The organism is Sinorhizobium sp. 7-81, from assembly GCF_030124405.1.
In the GTDB taxonomy this organism is placed as follows: domain Bacteria; phylum Pseudomonadota; class Alphaproteobacteria; order Rhizobiales; family Rhizobiaceae; genus Sinorhizobium; species Sinorhizobium psoraleae.
Window position 1 is genome coordinate 1 of record NZ_JASKLT010000006.1, and the last position, 17,718, is coordinate 17,718.

At 61.8% G+C, this 17,718-nt stretch carries 22 protein-coding genes and 1 pseudogene; 15 read left to right on the forward strand and 8 right to left on the reverse strand.

Annotated elements, in window-relative coordinates:
- The 7 genes and pseudogenes from QN224_RS19840 to QN224_RS19870 form a co-directional block, all read left to right on the forward strand.
- A pseudogene (locus QN224_RS19840) lies at positions 1 to 145 on the forward strand (S-(hydroxymethyl)glutathione dehydrogenase); the annotation flags it as partial.
- A gap of 8 nt (positions 146 to 153) precedes the next feature.
- Positions 154 to 984 carry an S-formylglutathione hydrolase gene (gene fghA / locus QN224_RS19845; RefSeq protein WP_173514371.1) on the forward strand — a complete coding sequence of 277 codons (831 nt, stop codon included), beginning with the start codon at positions 154 to 156 and terminating at the stop codon, positions 982 to 984.
- Between the two features lie 13 nt (positions 985 to 997).
- Positions 998 to 1,411: a cytochrome c family protein gene (locus tag QN224_RS19850; RefSeq protein WP_173514372.1), complete on the forward strand. Its 414-nt coding sequence runs from the start codon at positions 998 to 1,000 to the stop codon at positions 1,409 to 1,411.
- Positions 1,412 to 1,567: 156 nt separating this feature from the next.
- Positions 1,568 to 3,370 (forward strand): lanthanide-dependent methanol dehydrogenase XoxF5, encoded by a 1,803-nt coding sequence (gene xoxF5, locus QN224_RS19855; protein WP_173514373.1) that lies wholly within the window; start codon positions 1,568 to 1,570, stop codon positions 3,368 to 3,370.
- A 77-nt stretch (positions 3,371 to 3,447) separates the two neighbouring features.
- Positions 3,448 to 3,981, forward strand: a complete 534-nt coding sequence (locus QN224_RS19860; RefSeq protein ID WP_173514374.1) for a c-type cytochrome, methanol metabolism-related — start codon at positions 3,448 to 3,450, stop codon at positions 3,979 to 3,981.
- Entirely contained in the window at positions 3,941 to 4,807 is an 867-nt protein-coding gene (locus QN224_RS19865; RefSeq protein ID WP_173514375.1) for a substrate-binding domain-containing protein, read from the forward strand. Before QN224_RS19860 ends, QN224_RS19865 begins: the two co-directional genes overlap by 41 nt.
- Positions 4,804 to 5,343 (forward strand): PQQ-dependent catabolism-associated CXXCW motif protein, encoded by a 540-nt coding sequence (locus tag QN224_RS19870; RefSeq protein WP_173514376.1) that lies wholly within the window; start codon positions 4,804 to 4,806, stop codon positions 5,341 to 5,343. The genes QN224_RS19865 and QN224_RS19870 overlap by 4 nt, the downstream gene beginning before the upstream one ends.
- Before the next feature lie 3 nt (positions 5,344 to 5,346).
- On the opposite strand, the gene QN224_RS19875 is transcribed toward QN224_RS19870, so the two are convergent.
- The 3 genes from QN224_RS19875 to QN224_RS19885 are packed head-to-tail and all read right to left on the reverse strand — an operon-like array spanning position 5,347 to position 7,374.
- Complete coding sequence (locus tag QN224_RS19875; RefSeq protein WP_283978056.1) at positions 5,347 to 6,333, reverse strand: beta-propeller fold lactonase family protein; 987 nt, start codon at positions 6,331 to 6,333, stop codon at positions 5,347 to 5,349.
- A complete protein-coding gene (locus QN224_RS19880; protein ID WP_173514378.1) occupies positions 6,323 to 6,856 on the reverse strand; it encodes an SRPBCC family protein in 534 nt (177 codons plus the stop codon). Before QN224_RS19880 ends, QN224_RS19875 begins: the two co-directional genes overlap by 11 nt.
- Before the next feature lie 8 nt (positions 6,857 to 6,864).
- The gene (locus tag QN224_RS19885; RefSeq protein WP_283978057.1) at positions 6,865 to 7,374 is read right to left on the reverse strand and encodes a DUF3280 domain-containing protein; all 510 of its coding nucleotides are present in this window, start codon (positions 7,372 to 7,374) and stop codon (positions 6,865 to 6,867) included.
- 115 nt (positions 7,375 to 7,489) lie between these two features.
- Between QN224_RS19885 and QN224_RS19890 the strand changes: the two genes are divergently transcribed.
- The 8 genes from QN224_RS19890 to gfa are packed head-to-tail and all read left to right on the forward strand — an operon-like array spanning position 7,490 to position 13,298.
- Positions 7,490 to 8,677 carry an ABC transporter substrate-binding protein gene (locus QN224_RS19890; RefSeq protein WP_283978058.1) on the forward strand — a complete coding sequence of 396 codons (1,188 nt, stop codon included), beginning with the start codon at positions 7,490 to 7,492 and terminating at the stop codon, positions 8,675 to 8,677.
- A 1-nt stretch (position 8,678) separates the two neighbouring features.
- Positions 8,679 to 9,653 carry a YVTN family beta-propeller repeat protein gene (locus QN224_RS19895; protein ID WP_173514381.1) on the forward strand — a complete coding sequence of 325 codons (975 nt, stop codon included), beginning with the start codon at positions 8,679 to 8,681 and terminating at the stop codon, positions 9,651 to 9,653.
- 41 nt (positions 9,654 to 9,694) lie between these two features.
- Complete coding sequence (locus QN224_RS19900; RefSeq protein WP_173514382.1) at positions 9,695 to 10,138, forward strand: hypothetical protein; 444 nt, start codon at positions 9,695 to 9,697, stop codon at positions 10,136 to 10,138.
- Between the two features lie 55 nt (positions 10,139 to 10,193).
- Positions 10,194 to 11,165 carry an ABC transporter substrate-binding protein gene (locus QN224_RS19905; protein ID WP_283978059.1) on the forward strand — a complete coding sequence of 324 codons (972 nt, stop codon included), beginning with the start codon at positions 10,194 to 10,196 and terminating at the stop codon, positions 11,163 to 11,165.
- Entirely contained in the window at positions 11,140 to 11,919 is a 780-nt protein-coding gene (locus tag QN224_RS19910) for an ABC transporter permease (RefSeq protein WP_283978060.1), read from the forward strand. Before QN224_RS19905 ends, QN224_RS19910 begins: the two co-directional genes overlap by 26 nt.
- A complete protein-coding gene (locus QN224_RS19915; RefSeq protein WP_283978061.1) occupies positions 11,916 to 12,563 on the forward strand; it encodes an ABC transporter ATP-binding protein in 648 nt (215 codons plus the stop codon). Before QN224_RS19910 ends, QN224_RS19915 begins: the two co-directional genes overlap by 4 nt.
- Positions 12,550 to 12,702, forward strand: a complete 153-nt coding sequence (locus tag QN224_RS19920; protein WP_173514386.1) for a hypothetical protein — start codon at positions 12,550 to 12,552, stop codon at positions 12,700 to 12,702. The genes QN224_RS19915 and QN224_RS19920 overlap by 14 nt, the downstream gene beginning before the upstream one ends.
- Before the next feature lie 26 nt (positions 12,703 to 12,728).
- Complete coding sequence (gene gfa, locus QN224_RS19925) at positions 12,729 to 13,298, forward strand: S-(hydroxymethyl)glutathione synthase (RefSeq protein ID WP_173514387.1); 570 nt, start codon at positions 12,729 to 12,731, stop codon at positions 13,296 to 13,298.
- A 352-nt stretch (positions 13,299 to 13,650) separates the two neighbouring features.
- Here the strand turns inward: gfa and QN224_RS19930 are convergent, their stop codons facing one another.
- Genes QN224_RS19930 through QN224_RS19950 form a run of 5 tightly spaced genes read right to left on the reverse strand, consistent with a single transcriptional unit; the run spans position 13,651 to position 17,718 of the window.
- Complete coding sequence (locus tag QN224_RS19930; RefSeq protein ID WP_269275164.1) at positions 13,651 to 14,217, reverse strand: thioredoxin family protein; 567 nt, start codon at positions 14,215 to 14,217, stop codon at positions 13,651 to 13,653.
- A gap of 3 nt (positions 14,218 to 14,220) precedes the next feature.
- Positions 14,221 to 14,907, reverse strand: a complete 687-nt coding sequence (gene rpe / locus QN224_RS19935; RefSeq protein WP_283978062.1) for a ribulose-phosphate 3-epimerase — start codon at positions 14,905 to 14,907, stop codon at positions 14,221 to 14,223.
- Positions 14,904 to 15,836, reverse strand: coding sequence for a CbbX protein (gene cbbX / locus QN224_RS19940; protein ID WP_283978063.1), 933 nt, complete (start codon positions 15,834 to 15,836; stop codon positions 14,904 to 14,906). Before cbbX ends, rpe begins: the two co-directional genes overlap by 4 nt.
- A gap of 9 nt (positions 15,837 to 15,845) precedes the next feature.
- On the reverse strand, positions 15,846 to 16,235 hold the full coding sequence (locus QN224_RS19945) for a ribulose bisphosphate carboxylase small subunit (RefSeq protein ID WP_283978064.1): 390 nt from the start codon (positions 16,233 to 16,235) through the stop codon (positions 15,846 to 15,848).
- Positions 16,236 to 16,257: 22 nt separating this feature from the next.
- Entirely contained in the window at positions 16,258 to 17,718 is a 1,461-nt protein-coding gene (locus tag QN224_RS19950) for a form I ribulose bisphosphate carboxylase large subunit (protein ID WP_173514391.1), read from the reverse strand.

Genomic DNA, 17,718 nt, shown 5'->3' on the forward strand with positions numbered 1-17,718 from the left:
CGTGCCGAAGATCGTCGACTGGTACATGGAGGGCAAGATCGAGATCGACCCGATGATCACCCACACGATGCCGCTCGACGACATCAACAAGGGCTTCGAGCTGATGCATTCCGGCGAAAGCATCCGCAGCGTCGTCCTTTATTGAGCGCGAAGATGGAACTCGTAACGCAAAACCAATGTTTCGGCGGGACGCAGTCGGTTTACCGGCACGCGTCCGGGGTTTGCGGCGTCGAGATGACATTCGGCCTTTTTATGCCGCCGCAGGCGCGGACGCGTCCGGTCCCGCTGCTGTGGTATCTCTCGGGGCTGACCTGCACGCATGAGAACGCCATGATCAAGGCCGGCCTGCAGCGGTCCGCGGCGGAGCATGGGCTGGGACTGGTTTTCCCCGACACATCGCCGCGCGGCGAAGGCGTCGCCGACGATGAGGCCTACGATCTCGGCCAGGGCGCGGGGTTCTACGTCAATGCGACACAGAAGCCCTGGGCACGACACTACCGGATGTACGATTACATCGTCACGGAATTGCCGGCACTGCTGCAGGACCAATTGCCGATCAATGGTGTCAACGGCATTACCGGGCACTCCATGGGCGGCCATGGCGCGCTGACGATCGCCTTTCGCAACCCGGAAATGTACCGCTCGGTTTCGGCCTTTGCGCCGATTGTCAATCCGACCCGGTCCGACTGGGGCCGCAAGCAGTTTTCGGCTTATCTCGGCGACGACGAGGCCCACTGGGGCAACTACGACGCCTGCCTGTTGCTCAGCGAACACGGCTGGCACGGCGATATCCTGATCGATCAAGGTGCGGCGGACCAGTTTCTGGAACAGCTACAGCCCGAGGCGATGGCGCGGCTGCTGGCGGAGCGGCGGCAGCCCGGCGTCCTCAGGATGCAGGCGGGATACGATCATAGCTATTTTTTCGTGGCGAGCTTTGGCGAGGACCACGTGCGCTGGCATGCAGAGCGGCTGAACGCCGCGTAAGGGAGAGGAAGGCATGGCTTCAAGACTTGGCATCGTACTGGCGGCAACAGTCCTGTTCGGCGGAATTATCGGAGGCGCTGTTGCGCCGGCGCTTGCCCTGGATCCCTCAGCCGGCGATCCAGCGGCGGGCGAGAAAGTCTTTCGCAAGTGTCAGGCCTGCCACGCGGTCGGTGCAGATGCCAAATCGAAAACCGGCCCTGCGCTGACGGGCGTAATCGGCCGGCCGGCCGGCAAGGTCGAAGGCTTCAGCTATTCCCCCGCGCTGACCAAAGAGGCCGAGGCCGGGTTGGTGTGGACGCCGGACAAGATCGGTGAGTTTTTGACCAACCCGAAAGGGTTCCTACCCGGCACCAAGATGAGCTTTGCGGGATTGCGCAAGGATCAGGAGCGCGCCGATCTGATCGCGTACTTGGCGACCTTTCCTTGATGCAAGCAGGAAGGGCCGAACACCAGCAGGAGGAATGTAGCCCCGGCAACGGGGATTAGTATCGCAAGCCGATACCGGGAAAGAGGAGACCGCAAGGTTTTCCCGGGGCGAGCGGGGTGAATTGCCCTGATCGGCAGCACTCAAGAGGAGGATGAAATGAAACGACTTCTTACAATGCTTGCCTTGATGTCGATAGGCGGCGCGCAAGTCGCCCTCGCCAATCCAGAGTTGCAGAAACAGATCGACGACCCCAACCAGTGGGCGATCCAAACCGGCGACTATGCCAACCAGCGCTACTCCAAGCTCGATCAGATCAACAAGGATAACGTTGGCAAACTGCAGGTGGCGTGGACTTTCTCGACCGGCGTTCTGCGCGGTCATGAAGGCTCGCCCCTGGTTATCGGCGACATGATGTATGTCCATACGCCGTTCCCGAATACGGTCTATGCGCTGGATCTCAGCAAGGAAGGTCAGATCGTCTGGAAATACGAGCCGAAACAGGATCCGGAAGTCATTCCCGTGATGTGTTGCGACACGGTCAACCGTGGCGTCGCCTATGCCGATAACAAGATCTTCCTGCATCAGGCCGATACGACGGTCGTGGCGCTGGACGCCAAGACCGGCAAGGTGATCTGGAGCGTCAAGAACGGCGATCCTTCGAAGGGCGAGACCAATACCGCCACCGTTTTGCCGGTGAAGGACAAGGTTATCGTCGGCATATCCGGCGGGGAGTTCGGGGTTCGAGGTTCGGTGACGGCCTATTCGATGGCAGATGGGAAGCTGCTGTGGCGCGGTTATTCCATGGGCCCGGACAGCGATACGCTGATGGATCCTGAAAAAACCACCCACCTGGGCAAGCCCGTCGGCAAGGACTCCGGTACGGCCACCTGGGAAGGCGATCAGTGGAAGATCGGCGGCGGCACGACCTGGGGCTGGTATTCCTATGATCCCGACGAGAACCTGGTGTATTACGGATCGGGTAACCCTTCGACCTGGAACCCGACCCAACGACCCGGCGACAACCGCTGGTCGATGACCATCTGGGCCCGTGATGTCGACACCGGCATGGCCAAATGGGTCTACCAGATGACGCCGCATGACGAATGGGACTATGACGGCATCAACGAGATGATCCTGACGGAGCAGCAGGTTGACGGCAAGGATCGCAAGCTGCTGACCCATTTCGATCGTAACGGCTTCGGCTACACACTCGATCGCGTGACCGGCGAACTGCTGGTGGCGGAGAAATACGATCCGACCGTCAACTGGGCGACCGAAGTGGTCATGGATCCGAAGTCCGACCAGTACGGCCGGCCGCAGGTCGTGGCGCAGTATTCGACCGAAAAGAACGGCGAGGACACCAACTCCACGGGCATCTGCCCAGCGGCGCTCGGCACGAAGGACCAGCAACCCGCCGCCTTCTCGCCGAAGACCGAGCTTTTCTATGTTCCCACCAACCACGTCTGCATGGATTACGAGCCGTTCCGGGTAACCTACACCGCGGGTCAGCCCTATGTCGGCGCCACTCTGTCGATGTATCCGCCGAAGGACAGCCACGGAGGCATGGGTAACTTCATTGCCTGGGACAATAAGGAAGGCAAGATCAAGTGGTCCCTGCCGGAAGCGTTCTCCGTCTGGTCGGGCGCGCTGGCAACAGCGGGTGATGTGGTCTTCTACGGAACGCTCGAGGGCTATCTGAAGGCCGTCGACGCCGCGACAGGCAAGGAGCTCTATCGCTTCAAGACGCCTTCCGGGGTGATCGGCAACGTGATGACCTATTCCCATGGCGGCAAGCAGTACGTGGCCGTGCTCTCGGGTGTCGGGGGCTGGGCGGGTATCGGCCTGGCAGCCGGGCTTACCAACCCGAATGACGGTCTCGGAGCGGTCGGCGGCTATTCCGCCCTCAGCAACTACACCGCGCTGGGCGGCACGCTCACCGTGTTCTCGCTGCCGAACTAAAGGCAATCTTCGCCCACTGAATTGGCGCGGGTGGTGGAAGCCCGCGCCGGTTCGCTCTCTGCCTAAAAGGACGCAAGATGACTAGAACAAGACCAGCCCTGCCGATGATCCTCGCCGCGTGGACGCTTATGGCCGGCGCCGCAGGCGCACAGGACGCCCCGGCGGCAAAGGACAATATCACGGCTGCCCGCCACGAAAATGGACGCTACTACACTGCCGACGACGTTCCGACCTTCAATATCGCCAAGGATGGTACGGTCGACTGGATGACCTATTCGGGCTTCCGCCGCTATCACTCGGAATGCCATGTCTGCCATGGTCCCGAAGGCGAAGGTTCGAGCTATGCGCCTGCCTTGAAGAAGTCCGCCATAACGATGGACTACTACGATTTTGTCGAAGTCGTCACGAACGGGCGCAAGAAGGTGAACGTTGCCGAAAACTCGGTAATGCCCGCCTTTGGTCAGAACGCCAATGTGATGTGCTATCTCGACGACATCTACACCTATCTGAAGGCGCGCGGAGCCGATGCGCTGCCGCGGGGTCGCCCGGCCAAGAAGGAGCCGAAATCGGATGCGATCCGGGATACTGAAAGCGACTGTCTTGGCCATTAGCCGCTTTGCGGCAGCCGGCGTTCTGCTCGTCGCGGTTGCCGGCGCCGCACCGGCGGCGGCTCAGACTTCGGACCTGGTGTCGAAGAAGGCGTTTCGGGTCTGCGCCGATCCGGCCAATCTGCCGATGTCGGATCGCTCAGGTGCGGGGTTCGAGAACCGGATCGCCGAGCTGATGGCGGCGAAGCTAGGGCTGCCGCTGGAATACACCTGGTTTCCCATGGCGACCGGCTTTATTCGCAAGACCCTGCAAGCCAACGCCTGTGATGTGGTCATTGGCTTCGCCCAGGGCGACGAAATGGTGTTGAACACCAACCATTACTATACCTCGGCCTATGTGCTGATCGTCGCGTCGAGCGGTCCGCTGGCCGAAGTCAAGACACTGACGGACCCCCTTCTCAAGGACAAGCGGATCGGCATCGTCGCGGGAACCCCGCCGGCGACGCATATGGCAAGAAACGGGCTTCTGCCAAAAGCGAAGGGATACCATCTGATGGTCGATCGGCGCTATGAGGATCCAGCCGACGACATGCTCGCCGACCTGAAATCCGGTGCCATCGACGCAGCCATCCTCTGGGGGCCGATCGGCGCACCACTGGTCAAGGCAAGCCATCCGGATCTGAAGGCGACGCCGCTTTTGTCGGAGCCGACGCCGCCGAAGCTCTTCTACCGCATCACCATGGGCGTGCGGCAAGGCGAGAAGGTCTGGGAGCGCAAGTTGAATTCCCTGATCCGCCGAAACCAGTCCGAGATCAACGCCATTCTCGCAAAGACGGGTGTGCCGCTCCTGAACGATATGGGGACAGGTCCGCTCGAGCTGCCAAAATGACCCGCCTGCGGCTCCTTTCCCTGTTTTTGCTTGTCGCTTTTCCAGTCGGGGCCACCGAGGAGCCGACCGGCTATCGCGAAAGCGAATACCGCGCCGAGGTGCCGGCAACGCTTTCCGGTGCCACCGTGGTCTCGACCGAAACCGCCTATACGTTGTGGAAGGCGGGCCGGGTTGCCTTCATCGACGTCCTGCCGCGGGCGCCGAAGCCGGAGAACCTGCCGGCGGGAACGGTCTGGAACGAAAAGCCGCGACTATCCGTTCCTGCCGCCCTGTGGCTGCCGAACGTCGGCTATGGCCGTCTGGCGGACACCATGCAGAGTTATTTTCGCGTCGGGCTGGAAAAGGCGACGGGCGGCGACAAGGAACGGCCGGTGCTGTTCTTCTGCCTCGACGGCTGCTGGATGTCCTGGAACGCCGCCAAGCGTGCCCTGGAATATGGCTATACGCATGTCTTCTGGTATCCCGAGGGCACCGACGGCTGGACATCGGCCGGTTATCCGACTGACCGCCTCACACCGGAGCCGGGTGGGCATTGATGATCACTGCCGTGCGGTAGGCTCCCGGAGCTGACCGGGCGCCGGCGCCGCGGAGAGAAACCGTCCGAAAGCGCGCGGCCCGTCACCGGTTGCGATCTCGCCGATAATCTCCAGGCTTTCGGCGTCGATGACGGTGAGGCTGTTTGAAAACCAGTTCGCCACGACGACCTGTCGGCCATCCGTCGTTGTGTCGATGCCCTCCGGATATTCGCCGGTATCGATGACGGTGACCGTGGCCAGGCTTTGCGCGTCGAAGACGCTGACACTGTCATCATACTGGTTGGTGACGAACCCCCGGCCTGAGGCAAAGGTCACCGCATAGGGTCGTTCGCGGGTTGCTGCATGGCCGAGAACCCGACCGCTGAGCGGATCGACGGCCGTCACCGTGTTGCTGCCGACATCTGCGGAGAACAGCCGGCCGTCCGGCGAAAACGTGACGCCGAACGGACGCAAACCGACGGTCACGCGATGGCGCAGCGTCAGCGTCTCGGCGTCAAAAATGGAGACCTGGTTGGCGTCCCGGTCGGCGGTCGCCAGCCACTGCCCGTCGGGGGAAACGGCAAGGCCGGCTGGTGCACTGCCGGTTGAAAGCACGTTCAACGTGGCAAGGCCGTCAGCGGCGACGACCCAGACCCGCGCATTGTACCAGTCCGACACAAAAAGCCGGCCGCGCCGCTCATCGACCGCAATCCCGATCGGCCCGCCGTCAAGGCTGCGCTCCGCTTCCGGCGTAGAGGCCGGCATGCCGTAGCGGCGCAGCATCTTGCTTTCCGGGCTGACGGTGAAGACCGCACCAAGCTCAGGGGCGACTGCGATGCCTGCCGGCTGGCCCGGCACTGGAACCCGTTCGACCTCGGCCATTCGGTCGAGATCGATCACGCTCAGATCGCTGGACGACTGATTGGTGACATAGGCATAGTCCGCGAAAGCGCTTCCTGGGGTCGTCAGGCCGACGAGCACCGCGGCGAGGAGGAGGCGCCTATTTGCCAAACTTCTTTTCGAGCGCATCGAGGCCGGCCTTATATACCGCGCCAACCGCGGCGAGGGCTGCCTCGTCGTTCAGGTTGGCGGGGGGATCATTGTTCGGATAGCCGCGATAGAAAGCGCCCTTCCATTCGATATGCGAGCCGCCGCCAGTGTTCGGGGTCACTGTCAGATGTCCGGAATAATTGGTGACGGGCAGCACCTCCACGGCGACTTCGGTGATGCGGTAGGAGTAGGACATTTTCGCTGCATCATACTTATAAAGGACTTCGGAGATTGTCGGGCCGCCGGCCGCTTTCAACGTCAGCACGCGCGTGGCGTCGAGTGCATTGCCACCCTGGCCGGTGGTCGAAGAAACGGCCGGGTGCCAGCTCATATCCTGGAAATTGCCGATCACTGCCCAAACTGCTTCCGGTGCCGCTGCGACATCGACCGAGAGCGCCAGCTTCTGCCGTGTCGGGCCGTGGGCCAGGGCCAAGCTTGGCAACATCAGCAAGAATGTCAGCAGGAAGTGACCGAAATATCGCATGATAGGCCTCACGATTTGAAGAAGTGATTTTTCAGGATGTAACGGATGCCGCGCATCCAGCTTTCGTCAGTGTTCGACCGGATATCAACTGCAAGGCCGCGCAGCGTCTCGCCGGAGCGCACGTCGCGCAGCACGAGGTTCATCGACAGGATGAGGTTGGATATCTTCTGTACCTCACCGACCAGCACATAGTCGGCGCCGAGTCGGGCGGCCATGCGCACGTCGCAGCCGTAGCAGTCGGCCGGGTTGACCGTACTGGCGAGTTCGGTCGCCACGGGATCATTCGAGAGGATGACGAAACCTTCCTCGACGAAGCGGTCGCGTGTAGCGCCCTCCAGCAGCTTAATCCGCGCTGTTTCGTCGGGACGCACACCGTTGTAGGCGCCCTCCGTCGACCAATCTGTGAAGGTCATGCCGAGGAACGCCACCTTGGCGCCCGGCTTCAGCGGCTTGTCCAGAGCCGCCAAGGCAACCGTGGTCGAAAAGGCCAGTATAAGCGCGATCAAAATGCGTTGCATGGGCTAAGCGTAGCACACACATTTTGCTAAACCACGCTCCTTAAGTATCGGTTTTGCAACACAAACTGCGCTGTTAATCTTCCGAAGGCAGGAAGATTGGGAGGTCGTTCCGGCAATGTCTAGCCTTTCGCTTACGCTTGCCGTTTTTTGCGCGACGGTGCTCGTCGCGCTCCCTTTGCGGGCGATGGAGGTGAAGACGGCCGTGCTGCGGGTTGACCGTGTGGCCGGCCCGCCGATCTCGCGGCTCGATGCGCCGCCTACCGACCTGGGTTTTGCCGGCGGGATGCTGGGGAACGAAGACAATCGGACGACCGGCCAATTCACGGGCATGGACTACACGCTGAAAACGCGAGCAGTTTCGCCGGAGCAGGCGGCCGCCGCGCTCGATGCGTTGAAAGCCGAAGGCATCGGCCTCATTGCGGTGATCGCCGAGGGCGATATCCTCAAGGCTCTGTCTGACAAGGCCGGGCCCGAGGTGCTGCTTTTGAACGCCGGCGCTCGCGACGAGACGCTGCGCGACGGCGACTGCCGAGCCAATGTGCTGCACGTCTCGCCGAGCCGCTCCATGCTCAGCGACAGTGTCGTCCAGTTCCTCATGTGGAAGAAATGGTCGCGCGTCCTGCTGATCCACGGTTCGCATCCCGAAGACAAGCTGCTCGCCGACAGCTATCGCAAATCGGCCGCTAAATTCGGTGCGGAGATCGTCGAAGAGCGCGAGTTCGTCGACACCGGCGGCGCTCGGCGCACCGATACCGGCCATGTCATGGTGCAAAGACAGATCCCGATATTTACTCAGGATGCCGAGGATTATGACGTGATCGTCGCGGCCGACGAAGCCGGCGTCTTCGCGCCCTACCTGCCTTATCATACCTGGGACCCGAAGCCTGTTGTAGGCTCTGCGGGCCTGCGTGCGGCGTCCTGGCATGCCGCGCATGAAGCTTGGGGCGCCACGCAGTTCCAGCGCCGCTTCGAGAAACTGACCGGCCGCAATATGCGTGAGGAGGACTACCAGACCTGGCTTGCCATGCGTGTGATCGGCGAGGCGGTGACGCAGTCGGGCAAGGCCGACCCCGCGACCATCAGGGCCTATGCCCTTTCGCCGGACTTCGAATTGGCGGCGTTCAAGGGCCAGAAGCTGACCTTCCGCACCTGGAACGGGCAAATGCGCCAGCCGGTCCTTTTGACCGATGGCCGGGTGACGGTGTCCGTTTCGCCGCAGGACGGCTATCTGCATCAGCATTCGCCGCTCGACACGCTGGGCATCGATGCACCCGAAACCGCCTGCCAAGCCTTTGGAGGATAGAATGCTGAGATCCGTACTGGTGCTCCTGCCGGCCGTTCTGATGTTTGCCGGTCCTGCCGAGGCCAACAAGGTGTTCGTCACCAATGAACGCAGCAACAACGTGACCGTGCTCGACAGCCAAAGCTGGGAGGTGATCGCCACTTTTCCGGCCGGCAACAGGCCGCGCGGCATCACGATCAGCCCGGATGGCAAGGAACTCTATGTCTGCGCCTCGGACGACGACACCGTCCGGGTCTTCGATCCCGAAACCTACAAGGAATTGCATACGCTGCCGTCAGGCCCGGATCCGGAACTCTTCGCTCTCGATCCTTCAGGTAATCCTCTCTACGTCGCCAACGAGGACGACAATCTGGTAACCGTCGTGGACGTCAAGACGCGCCAGGTTCTGGCCGAGGTGCCCGTCGGCGTCGAACCGGAAGGTGTTGCAGTCAGTCCGGACGCCAAGACGATCATCAATACCTCCGAAACCACCAATATGGCGCATTTCATCAATGCCTCCACCTACGAGATCGTGCACAACGTGCGGGTGGACCAGCGCCCGCGCTATGCCGAATTCACGGCCGACGGCAAGAAGCTTTACGTGAGCTCTGAAATCGGCGGCACGGTTTCGGTGATCGACCTGATGGCGCCCGAACCGGCGATCGCCAAGAAGATCAGCTTTGCCGTGCCGGGCATTCAACCGGAATGGTTGCAGCCGGTGGGCGTCAAGGCGACCAAGGACGGCTCGCGTGTTTTCGTGGCGCTCGGCCCGGCCAACCGTGTCGCGGTGATCGACGCTGTGCGCGACGAAGTTATCGATTACCTGCTCGTCGGACAGCGTGTCTGGCAAATGGCATTCACCCCGGGCGAGGAATTCCTGATCACCACGAATGGAAACTCTAACGACGTTAGTATCATTGACGTCAAGGAGGAAACGGTGATCCGCTCGGTTCAGGTCGGCGAGCAGCCTTGGGGGGTTGTGGTCGCCCCGAATTAAGCGAGAGCCATGGATTAAGAGATATTGGGAGGATTTTCATCGTGCACAGATTGATTTTCGCGGTGCTTGCGGCGCTCTTTCTGGCAGGTCCGGCCGGTGCCGCGCCGCTTTGCGGCGAGCTCGGCTTTTCCGGATTGCTTGCCAAATGCAACCGGGGCGAGCCGATCGAGATCACGCTCAGTTCCGGCAAGCCGCTGGGCAAGGGTGCCATTGCGCTGCAGTCCGGCGCCTATTACGAAATGCGCATCACGGCGGACGGGTCGGCGGAACTGGCACTCACCGGTGCGCCGTTCTTTCGCGCGATCTGGATGAACGAGATCGTCATCAACGGCATAGAAGTACGTCCCATGGCGATTGACAGCCTCGAATTCGACGAGGCGGGCACAGCGACGCTGTCGTTTATCGCGATAAAGCCGGGCAGCTACGAGGTGAAGATTCCGGACACCTCAAGCGACAGTCAGAAGGTGCAGATTTCTATTCAGTGAGCAGGCTGCACGAGGAGGCCGCTGGACGGCGAGTCCAAAGGCTTGGGGGAGAGCAATGAACCTTTTCAAACGATTTCTGGCCGGATGTCTGTTTGCGTTCGGAGCGACGGCTGCCATGGCCGAGGATCTCCCGCAGTTACGGGCAGCGATGCTGGCGTCGGGTACCGTCAACTGGGAAATCTCCACCATCAAGGGCCATGAGTTCGACCGAAAGAACGGCTTCGAACTCAAGGTCCAGGATTATGCGGACAATGGCGCGACGCGCGTGGCCTTCGAGGGCGGCGAGGCCGACACCATGGTGGCCGACTGGATATGGGTGGCCAACCAGCGTGCGGCTGGCAAGGATTACGTCTTCATTCCCTATTCACTGGCCGTCGGCGGGCTGGTGGTCAAGGATGACAGCGGCATCAAGGCGCTGCCCGATCTTGCCGGCAAGAAGATCGGCATCGCCGGCGGGCCGCTCGACAAGAGCTGGTTGATCCTGCGCGCCTATGCCAAGCAGCAATACGGCATGGACCTGGCCGCCGAGACCGAGCAGGTGTTCGGAGCGCCGCCGCTGATCTTCAAGTCGGCCCTTTCCGGCGAGACGGCAGGCACCATCAATTTCTGGCACTTCCTTGCGAAGATGAAGGCCAAGGGCATGCACGAGCTGATCTCCGTCTCCGATGCCGCAGCGGCGCTCAAGCTCGATCCCGACACGCCGCTGCTTGGCTATGTGTTGAAGGGCGAGTATGCGGCGGCCCATCCAGACATCGTAAAGGCTCTTTATGCGGCATCGCGCGCGGCCAAGGATCTGCTTGGCAACGACGACCAGGTATGGGAGGGCTTGCGGGACAAGATGAATGCGGGAGACGACGCTGAATTCATTGCGCTGCGCGACGGCTATCGCGCCGGCATTCCGAGCGGCAGACCGATCGACGAGGCGGCCGCCGACCGGTTCTTGCGGCTGATGGCGGACCTCGGCGGGGCGGAGCTCGTCGGCAAGGCAACAAGCCTGCCCAATGGATTGTTCCTGCACCTTGACTAAGACGCTGCAAAGCCCTGCGCTGGTGCGCGCATTTTCTCTCGGGCTCCTTCTGCTGCTCTGGATCGTCGCGGCCGAACTGACCGCAGACACGTCCGTCCTGCCTCAGCCATGGGCGCTGTGGCCGTCTTTTGCCGAAGCCGCTGCTTCCGGCGCTTTGCCCTATCATCTCGGCATCACGCTGTGGCGTGTGGTTTGCGCCTTCGTGCCGGCGATGGCCATCGGCGTAGCGCTCGGCTACCTGATGGGGCGCGTTCCTGCCGTCGACCAATGGCTCGATCCGTGGCTGGTCGTGTTCCTCAACCTGCCGGCTCTCGTGCTCATCGTGCTCTGCTATCTCTGGATCGGGCTCAACGAGACCGCGGCGATCATCGCCGTGGTGCTCAACAAGATTCCGAATGTCGCCACGATCCTGCGCGAGGGCGCGCGTGCGCTCGATCCGAACCTTGGCGCGATGGCCCAGGTCTATCGCATGCGGCCGCTGGCGCGACTGCGCCACGTCGTCATGCCGCAGCTTGCACCTTTCATTGCCGCTGCCGCCCGCTCGGGCATCGCGGTGATATGGAAGATCGTGCTGGTGGTCGAGTTTCTTGGGCGCTCCAGCGGTATCGGCTTCCAGATCCATTTCTATTTTCAGCTTTTCGACGTTGCCATGGTGCTCGTCTACGCGCTTTCTTTCGTCGGCGTAATGCTGCTGGTCGAGGCGCTGATCCTGCAGCCGTCCGAACGCCGCGTACGGCGCTGGAGGACGGCATGATCAAGGTTGATGTCAGGCGAAAGGCGTTCGGGGAGGAGGAGATCCTGCACGATATCCGTTTCGAGATGGAGATCGGCGAGACCGTCGCCATCCTCGGGACGTCAGGGATTGGCAAATCGACCCTGCTTCGGCTGATCGCCGGCATCGACCAGGCTTTCGAGGGTAGGATCACCCGGCCGGAAAAGATCGCCATGGTGTTTCAGGAGCCTGTTCTGCTGCCTTGGCGCAGTGTCCTTGAAAATCTGACGCTGGTGCACCCGGAGCTTGGGACGGAAGCGGCGCATTCGGCGCTGGAGCGGATCGGCATCCTTGACAAGGCCCAGCTCTTTCCCGGCCAGCTATCGCTCGGTCAGCAGCGACGGCTGGCGCTGGCGCGCGCTTTTGCCGGACGGCCCGAGCTTCTCGTGTTGGACGAGCCCTATGTGTCGCTCGATGCGGCGACCGCCGAGGAAATGTTGGCGCTGACCGAGGCGCTGATCGCGGAAACCGGCCCTGCCGTCATTCTCGTGACCCACTCGCAGGTCGAGGCGCACCGGCTGGCCCGGAGGTGCCTGCGCCTTACCGGGAGACCGGCGACGATTGCGAGCGATTTGGCGACAGGATCGGCATTGCTCTCCAGGGACGTACATCATGACCGGGCTTGAGATCAGCCACATCAGCTACAGCGACGGATCGCGCAAGGCGCGCGATGGTGTCAGGCGGCCGACGCCGAAAACCGACACTTTCCGCTATATTGCCGCCGACGGCATTTGCCTTGATCCTGCTTTCTCAGGAAGGACCTGAAGACGTTCAAGAGAGAGGAGGAACAAATGCTTAAGCTACATCCGTCCATCGACAACGGTTTTCCGCCTGCAAGTCCGGACTTTCAGGGTGGCACGCTCAAATGCAAATGCGCTACCAATCCGGTGACCGTTAGGATCGGCGCACAGACGGCACACAACCATGCCTGCGGCTGCACCAAATGTTGGAAGCCGGACGGCGCTACCTTCGCGCAGATCGCGGTTGTCAGCCGCGACAAGGTGAATGTCGCCTCAGGTTCAGAAAAGCTGCAGATCGTTGATCCAAGCGCGACAATCCAGCGTTACGCCTGCAAGGATTGCGGCACGCATATGTATGGCCGGATCGAGAACACCAAGCATCCCTTCTATGGCCTCGATTTCGTGCATACAGAGCTCAGCGACGAAACGGGCTGGTCGCCGCCGGCCTTCGCGGCCTTCGTTTCTTCGGTGATCGAAAGCGGGGTCAACCCCGACAGGATGTCGGATATACGCGCTCGCCTGACAGAACTCGGGCTGCCGCCCTATGATTGCTTGTCGCCGGCGCTGATGGATGCAATCGCCACGCACATCGCCAAACAGTCCGGCGCGCTGCCGGCCTGACATTCTGCGCTCGCCATGGCGCCCCGCAACATCAGCGGGGCCGAACGCCTCCTCCCTCGGACCCCGCCCGTTGCCTCCTGTCGGGAGGCGCCAAAACGGGCGGGGGCTGAGGCGTTCACGGCCAAGTCGGTTGAGCGCAGCCCTTGATATTCCCCCTCCGTCCTGCCGGGCATATCCCCCACAAGGGGAGAGGTCGGCGACGTCCCGCTCAATCAGTCCAGTGACCTCGACGTTTGCAAGCTCACTCTCGGGCAGGGCTTAGCTTGTGCCAATCTCCCTCCTCGTGGGGGGATGCCCGGCAGGGCAGAGACGAGTGCCGGGTACCGGCCGGCGGAACAAACGAAATAGCTATTCAGACCTGATAGGGCGAAACTTTCCATTTGATAGAGCAGCCCATTGAAGGCTGTTGTTCCGACGGACCTTTGCCAAACAGCGCGACCATGACCATCGCCTCGTAAAGGTCGCGCCTCAGATCGCCAGGGCCGATCTCCTTGCGCGAGGCGTCCAGTCGCCCGCGATATTGCAGCTTCATGTCCTTGTTAAAGCCGAAAAAGTCTGGCGTGCAGACGGCGCCGTAGGCGTTGGCGACGGATTGGTCCTCGTCGTATAGATAGCGAAAGGGCAGGGCGTTTTGCGAAGCGAAGCGCTTCATGTTGTCGAACGAATCCTGTGGATAGGCCTCGGCATCATTGGCGCTGATCGCCACGAAACCGACGCCGTGATCTTTGAGGTCGATCGCGTCCCGCACGATGCGGGCGATGACCGCTTTCACATAGGGGCAGTGATTGCAGATGAAGGTGACGACCAGCCCCTTCGGGCCGGCCTGATCGAATATGGAGTGGGTGAGACCATCTACTCCGGGAAGCCTCGCGTCGACCGCCGGCCAGCCGAACTCACAGACAGGAGGGGTAGCGGCCATGGTTCACGCGGCTTTCTTCATGGCGCCATCGGACGCCGCGCGGATGGCCGCAATGTTTTTCGCGTAGGCCTCCTCGTTGCCGCCTTTGAACACCGCGGAGCCGGCAACCAGCACATCCGCACCGGCCGCGGCAACGAGCGGCGCCGTTTCCGGCGTCACGCCACCGTCGATCTCGATGTGGATCGGACGGCTGCCAATCATGGACTTCACGCGGCGCACCTTCTCGACGACGGATGGAATAAAGGCCTGGCCGCCGAAGCCGGGATTGACAGTCATCAGCAGGATCAGGTCGAGCCGCTCCAGCACATATTCGACGACGGTTTCCGGCGTCGAGGGATTGAGCGAGACGCCGGCCTTGCAGCCGAGGTCGCGGATCGCCTGCAGCGATCTGTCGAGGTGGGTGGTTGCTTCGGCATGCACGGTGATGATGCCGCAGCCGGCGTCGGCGAAGGCGGCGAGAAAGGGGTCGGCCGGTGCGATCATCAAATGGCAGTCGAACATCTTGTCCGTTCGGTTCCGGATCGCTTTGATGACCGGTGGACCGAAGGTGATGTTCGGCACGAAATGGCCATCCATCACGTCAAGGTGGATCCAGTCGGCACCGGCCTGGCAGACGGCCTCGACCTCTTCGCCGAGCCGCGAGAAATCTGCCGACAGAACCGAGGGGGCTATGATGGTCTTGTGGCTCATGACGAGATCTCCGAAGGATTGGCCTGGTCTATGGCAAACACGCGACTCGCGGAAATATCTCGAGCCGTGATGGTCGACAGTTGCTCCGCATCGATGGGTCCGACGCTTTCCTCGAACAGGCGGTTCGCCTGCCGCAGCCGGGCGCGGTCGAGCGCGTTGCGGATCGAGCGCGCATTGGCGAAATGCGGCTGGCGCCGACGACGGGCGATGTAGTCGCTCATCACGGTCGCCGCCTTGGCATCGAAATGATAGCCCTGGCGGCTCAGCATGCTCTCGGCGATCGATAGCAGCTCCCCGTCGTCGTAGTCGGGGAAATCGATGTGGTGAGCAATGCGCGAGCGGAAGCCTGGATTGCTCTCGAAAAATCGGTCCATCCGGTCGGCGTAACCGGCGAGAATGACCACCAAATCGTCGCGGTTGTTCTCCATCACCTGGAGCAGGATCTCGATCGCTTCCTGGCCGTAGTCGCGCTCGTTGTCCGGCCGGTAGAGGTAATAGGCCTCGTCGATGAACAGCACGCCCCCCATTGCCTTCTTCAGGATCTCCTTGGTCTTGGGCGCGGTGTGGCCGATATATTGACCGACCAGATCGTCACGCGTGACGGACACCAGATGCCCTTTGCGAATATAGCCGAGCCTGTGCAGCAGATTGGCCATGCGCAAGGCGACCGTCGTCTTGCCGGTGCCGGGATTGCCGGTGAAGCTCATGTGCAGCGACGGCGCCTCGTGGGTGAGACCCATGGCGCGGCGGGCCCGCTCCACAAGCAGCAGGGCTGCCGTCTCGCGGATCCGCTGCTTCACGGGTTTTAGCCCGACGAGTTCCCGATCCAGTTCGTCGAGGATTTCGGCGACACCGGAGGCTTGATACTCCTCGGCGAGATCGATCGATGTCGGCAGGCTTTCCGTGCTTGATAGAGCTTCCGGCATCATTTGCTCCTTCTAGCGCCGCGTTTCCCAGGCATAGTGCTGGCTGCGACCGCGGCTTTCCGTCCGGGTCATCCGCAGCTTCGGTTCGATGTCGGGACGGTTGACGATGAAGGACATCGTAACCGTCTCCAGGCCGCGGCTGGAATCGAAGGCATTGAGGCGGATGTAATCTTGCGGATGGGCGTTGCGGCAGTCCTCCAGCTCCATCATGACGCCCTTGGCGTCCTTCAGGTCGAACATCGGATTGCCCCACATTTCCCAGTAGGTGTTGCGGGGGTGGGGGTCGTCCGTATACTCGACGCCGATCGCCCAACCCTTGCCGAGGCAATACTCCACCTGTGCCGTTATCTGCTCGTCCGTCAGGTCCGGCAGGAACGAGAAGCATCCTTGGGTGATACGCATATCGTCTCTCCTCTTATGTCCGTCAGGCGACGCTCACGCTCGGTACGAAGTCCGAGGTGTCCGTCGGGGTGTAGTTGAAGCTGATGTTGCCCCAGGTATCGAGGGCCGCTTCGAGCGGCTTGCACCACTTGGCCGCCGCCCTGAGGATCTCGGGACCCTCACGGGCGATGTCGCGGCCTTCGTTGCGGGCAAGCACCATGGCTTCCAGCGCGACGCGGTTGGCGGTGGCTCCAGCCTGGATGCCCATGGGATGACCGATCGTGCCGCCACCGAACTGCAGCACGACGTCGTCGCCGAAGAGATCGAGCAACTGGTGCATCTGCCCGGCATGGATGCCGCCTGATGCCACCGGCATGACCTTCTTGATGTCGGCCCAATCCTGCTCGAAGAACAGCCCGCGCTGAAGGTCCACCTCGTTCTTCGTTTCGCGGCATACGTTGTAGTAACCCTGCACGGTCATCGGGTCGCCTTCGAGCTTGCCGACGGCGGTGCCCGCATGCAGGTGGTCGACGCCGGCAAGCCGCAGCCATTTGGCAATGACGCGGAAGGAGATGCCGTGGTTCTTCTGCCGTGTGTAGGTGCCGTGACCGGCGCGGTGCATGTGCAGGATCATGTCGTTCTGCCGGCACCATTCCGAGATCGACTGGATTGCCGTCCAGCCGATGATGAGATCCACCATGACAATGACCGAGCCGAGTTCCTTGGCGAATTCCGCCCGGCGGTACATCTCCTCCATCGTGCCGGCGGTGATGTTGAGATAATGCCCCTTGACCTCGCCGGTGACAGCCGAAGCGTGGTTGACGGCTTCCATGCAGTAGAGGTAGCGGTCGCGCCAGTGCATGAAGGGCTGCGAGTTGATGTTCTCGTCGTCCTTCATGAAGTCGAGGCCGCCCTTCAGGCCCTCGTAGACGACCCGGCCATAGTTCTTTCCCGAAAGGCCGAGCTTCGGTTTGGTGGTGGCGCCAAGCAGCGGCTTGCCGAACTTGTCGAGCCGTTCGCGCTCGACGACAATGCCGGTCGGCGGACCCTTGAAGGTCTTCACATAGGCGACGGGCAGGCGCATGTCCTCGAGCCTTGCCGCCTTCAGCGGCTTGAACGAGAAAACGTTGCCGATGATCGACGCCGTCAGGTTGGCGATCGACCCTTCCTCGAAGAGGATCAGGTCGTAGGCGACATAGCAGAAATACTGCCCGGGCGTTCCGGGCACCGGGTCGACCCGGTAGGCCTTGGCGCGGTATTGGTCGCAGGCCGTCAGGCGGTCGGTCCAGACGACCGTCCATGTGGCGGTCGAGCTCTCGCCGGCAACGGCGGCGGCAGCTTCGATCGGGTCGACTCCTTCCTGCGGCGTGATCCGGAAGAGCGCGATCAGATCAGTGTCCTTCGGCTCGTAGTCGCCGTTCCAATAGCCCATCTGCGCGTATTTGAGGACGCCGGCCTTGTAGCGTTCCTTGCCCTTGATCTCTGTCTTTGCATCGGCGTTCAT

Coding starts and splice junctions, on each gene's coding strand:
- fghA (WP_173514371.1), top strand. CDS start 154: ATGGAACTCGTAACGCAAAACCAATGTTTCGGCGGGACGCAGTCGGTT.
- QN224_RS19850 (WP_173514372.1), top strand. CDS start 998: ATGGCTTCAAGACTTGGCATCGTACTGGCGGCAACAGTCCTGTTCGGC.
- xoxF5 (WP_173514373.1), top strand. CDS start 1,568: ATGAAACGACTTCTTACAATGCTTGCCTTGATGTCGATAGGCGGCGCG.
- QN224_RS19860 (WP_173514374.1), top strand. CDS start 3,448: ATGACTAGAACAAGACCAGCCCTGCCGATGATCCTCGCCGCGTGGACG.
- QN224_RS19865 (WP_173514375.1), top strand. CDS start 3,941: ATGCGATCCGGGATACTGAAAGCGACTGTCTTGGCCATTAGCCGCTTT.
- QN224_RS19870 (WP_173514376.1), top strand. CDS start 4,804: ATGACCCGCCTGCGGCTCCTTTCCCTGTTTTTGCTTGTCGCTTTTCCA.
- QN224_RS19880 (WP_173514378.1), bottom strand. CDS start 6,856: ATGCGATATTTCGGTCACTTCCTGCTGACATTCTTGCTGATGTTGCCA.
- QN224_RS19885 (WP_283978057.1), bottom strand. CDS start 7,374: ATGCAACGCATTTTGATCGCGCTTATACTGGCCTTTTCGACCACGGTT.
- QN224_RS19890 (WP_283978058.1), top strand. CDS start 7,490: ATGTCTAGCCTTTCGCTTACGCTTGCCGTTTTTTGCGCGACGGTGCTC.
- QN224_RS19895 (WP_173514381.1), top strand. CDS start 8,679: ATGCTGAGATCCGTACTGGTGCTCCTGCCGGCCGTTCTGATGTTTGCC.
- QN224_RS19905 (WP_283978059.1), top strand. CDS start 10,194: ATGAACCTTTTCAAACGATTTCTGGCCGGATGTCTGTTTGCGTTCGGA.
- QN224_RS19910 (WP_283978060.1), top strand. CDS start 11,140: ATGGATTGTTCCTGCACCTTGACTAAGACGCTGCAAAGCCCTGCGCTG.
- QN224_RS19915 (WP_283978061.1), top strand. CDS start 11,916: ATGATCAAGGTTGATGTCAGGCGAAAGGCGTTCGGGGAGGAGGAGATC.
- QN224_RS19920 (WP_173514386.1), top strand. CDS start 12,550: ATGACCGGGCTTGAGATCAGCCACATCAGCTACAGCGACGGATCGCGC.
- gfa (WP_173514387.1), top strand. CDS start 12,729: ATGCTTAAGCTACATCCGTCCATCGACAACGGTTTTCCGCCTGCAAGT.
- QN224_RS19930 (WP_269275164.1), bottom strand. CDS start 14,217: ATGGCCGCTACCCCTCCTGTCTGTGAGTTCGGCTGGCCGGCGGTCGAC.
- rpe (WP_283978062.1), bottom strand. CDS start 14,907: ATGAGCCACAAGACCATCATAGCCCCCTCGGTTCTGTCGGCAGATTTC.
- cbbX (WP_283978063.1), bottom strand. CDS start 15,836: ATGATGCCGGAAGCTCTATCAAGCACGGAAAGCCTGCCGACATCGATC.
- QN224_RS19945 (WP_283978064.1), bottom strand. CDS start 16,235: ATGCGTATCACCCAAGGATGCTTCTCGTTCCTGCCGGACCTGACGGAC.
- QN224_RS19950 (WP_173514391.1), bottom strand. CDS start 17,718: ATGAACGCCGATGCAAAGACAGAGATCAAGGGCAAGGAACGCTACAAG.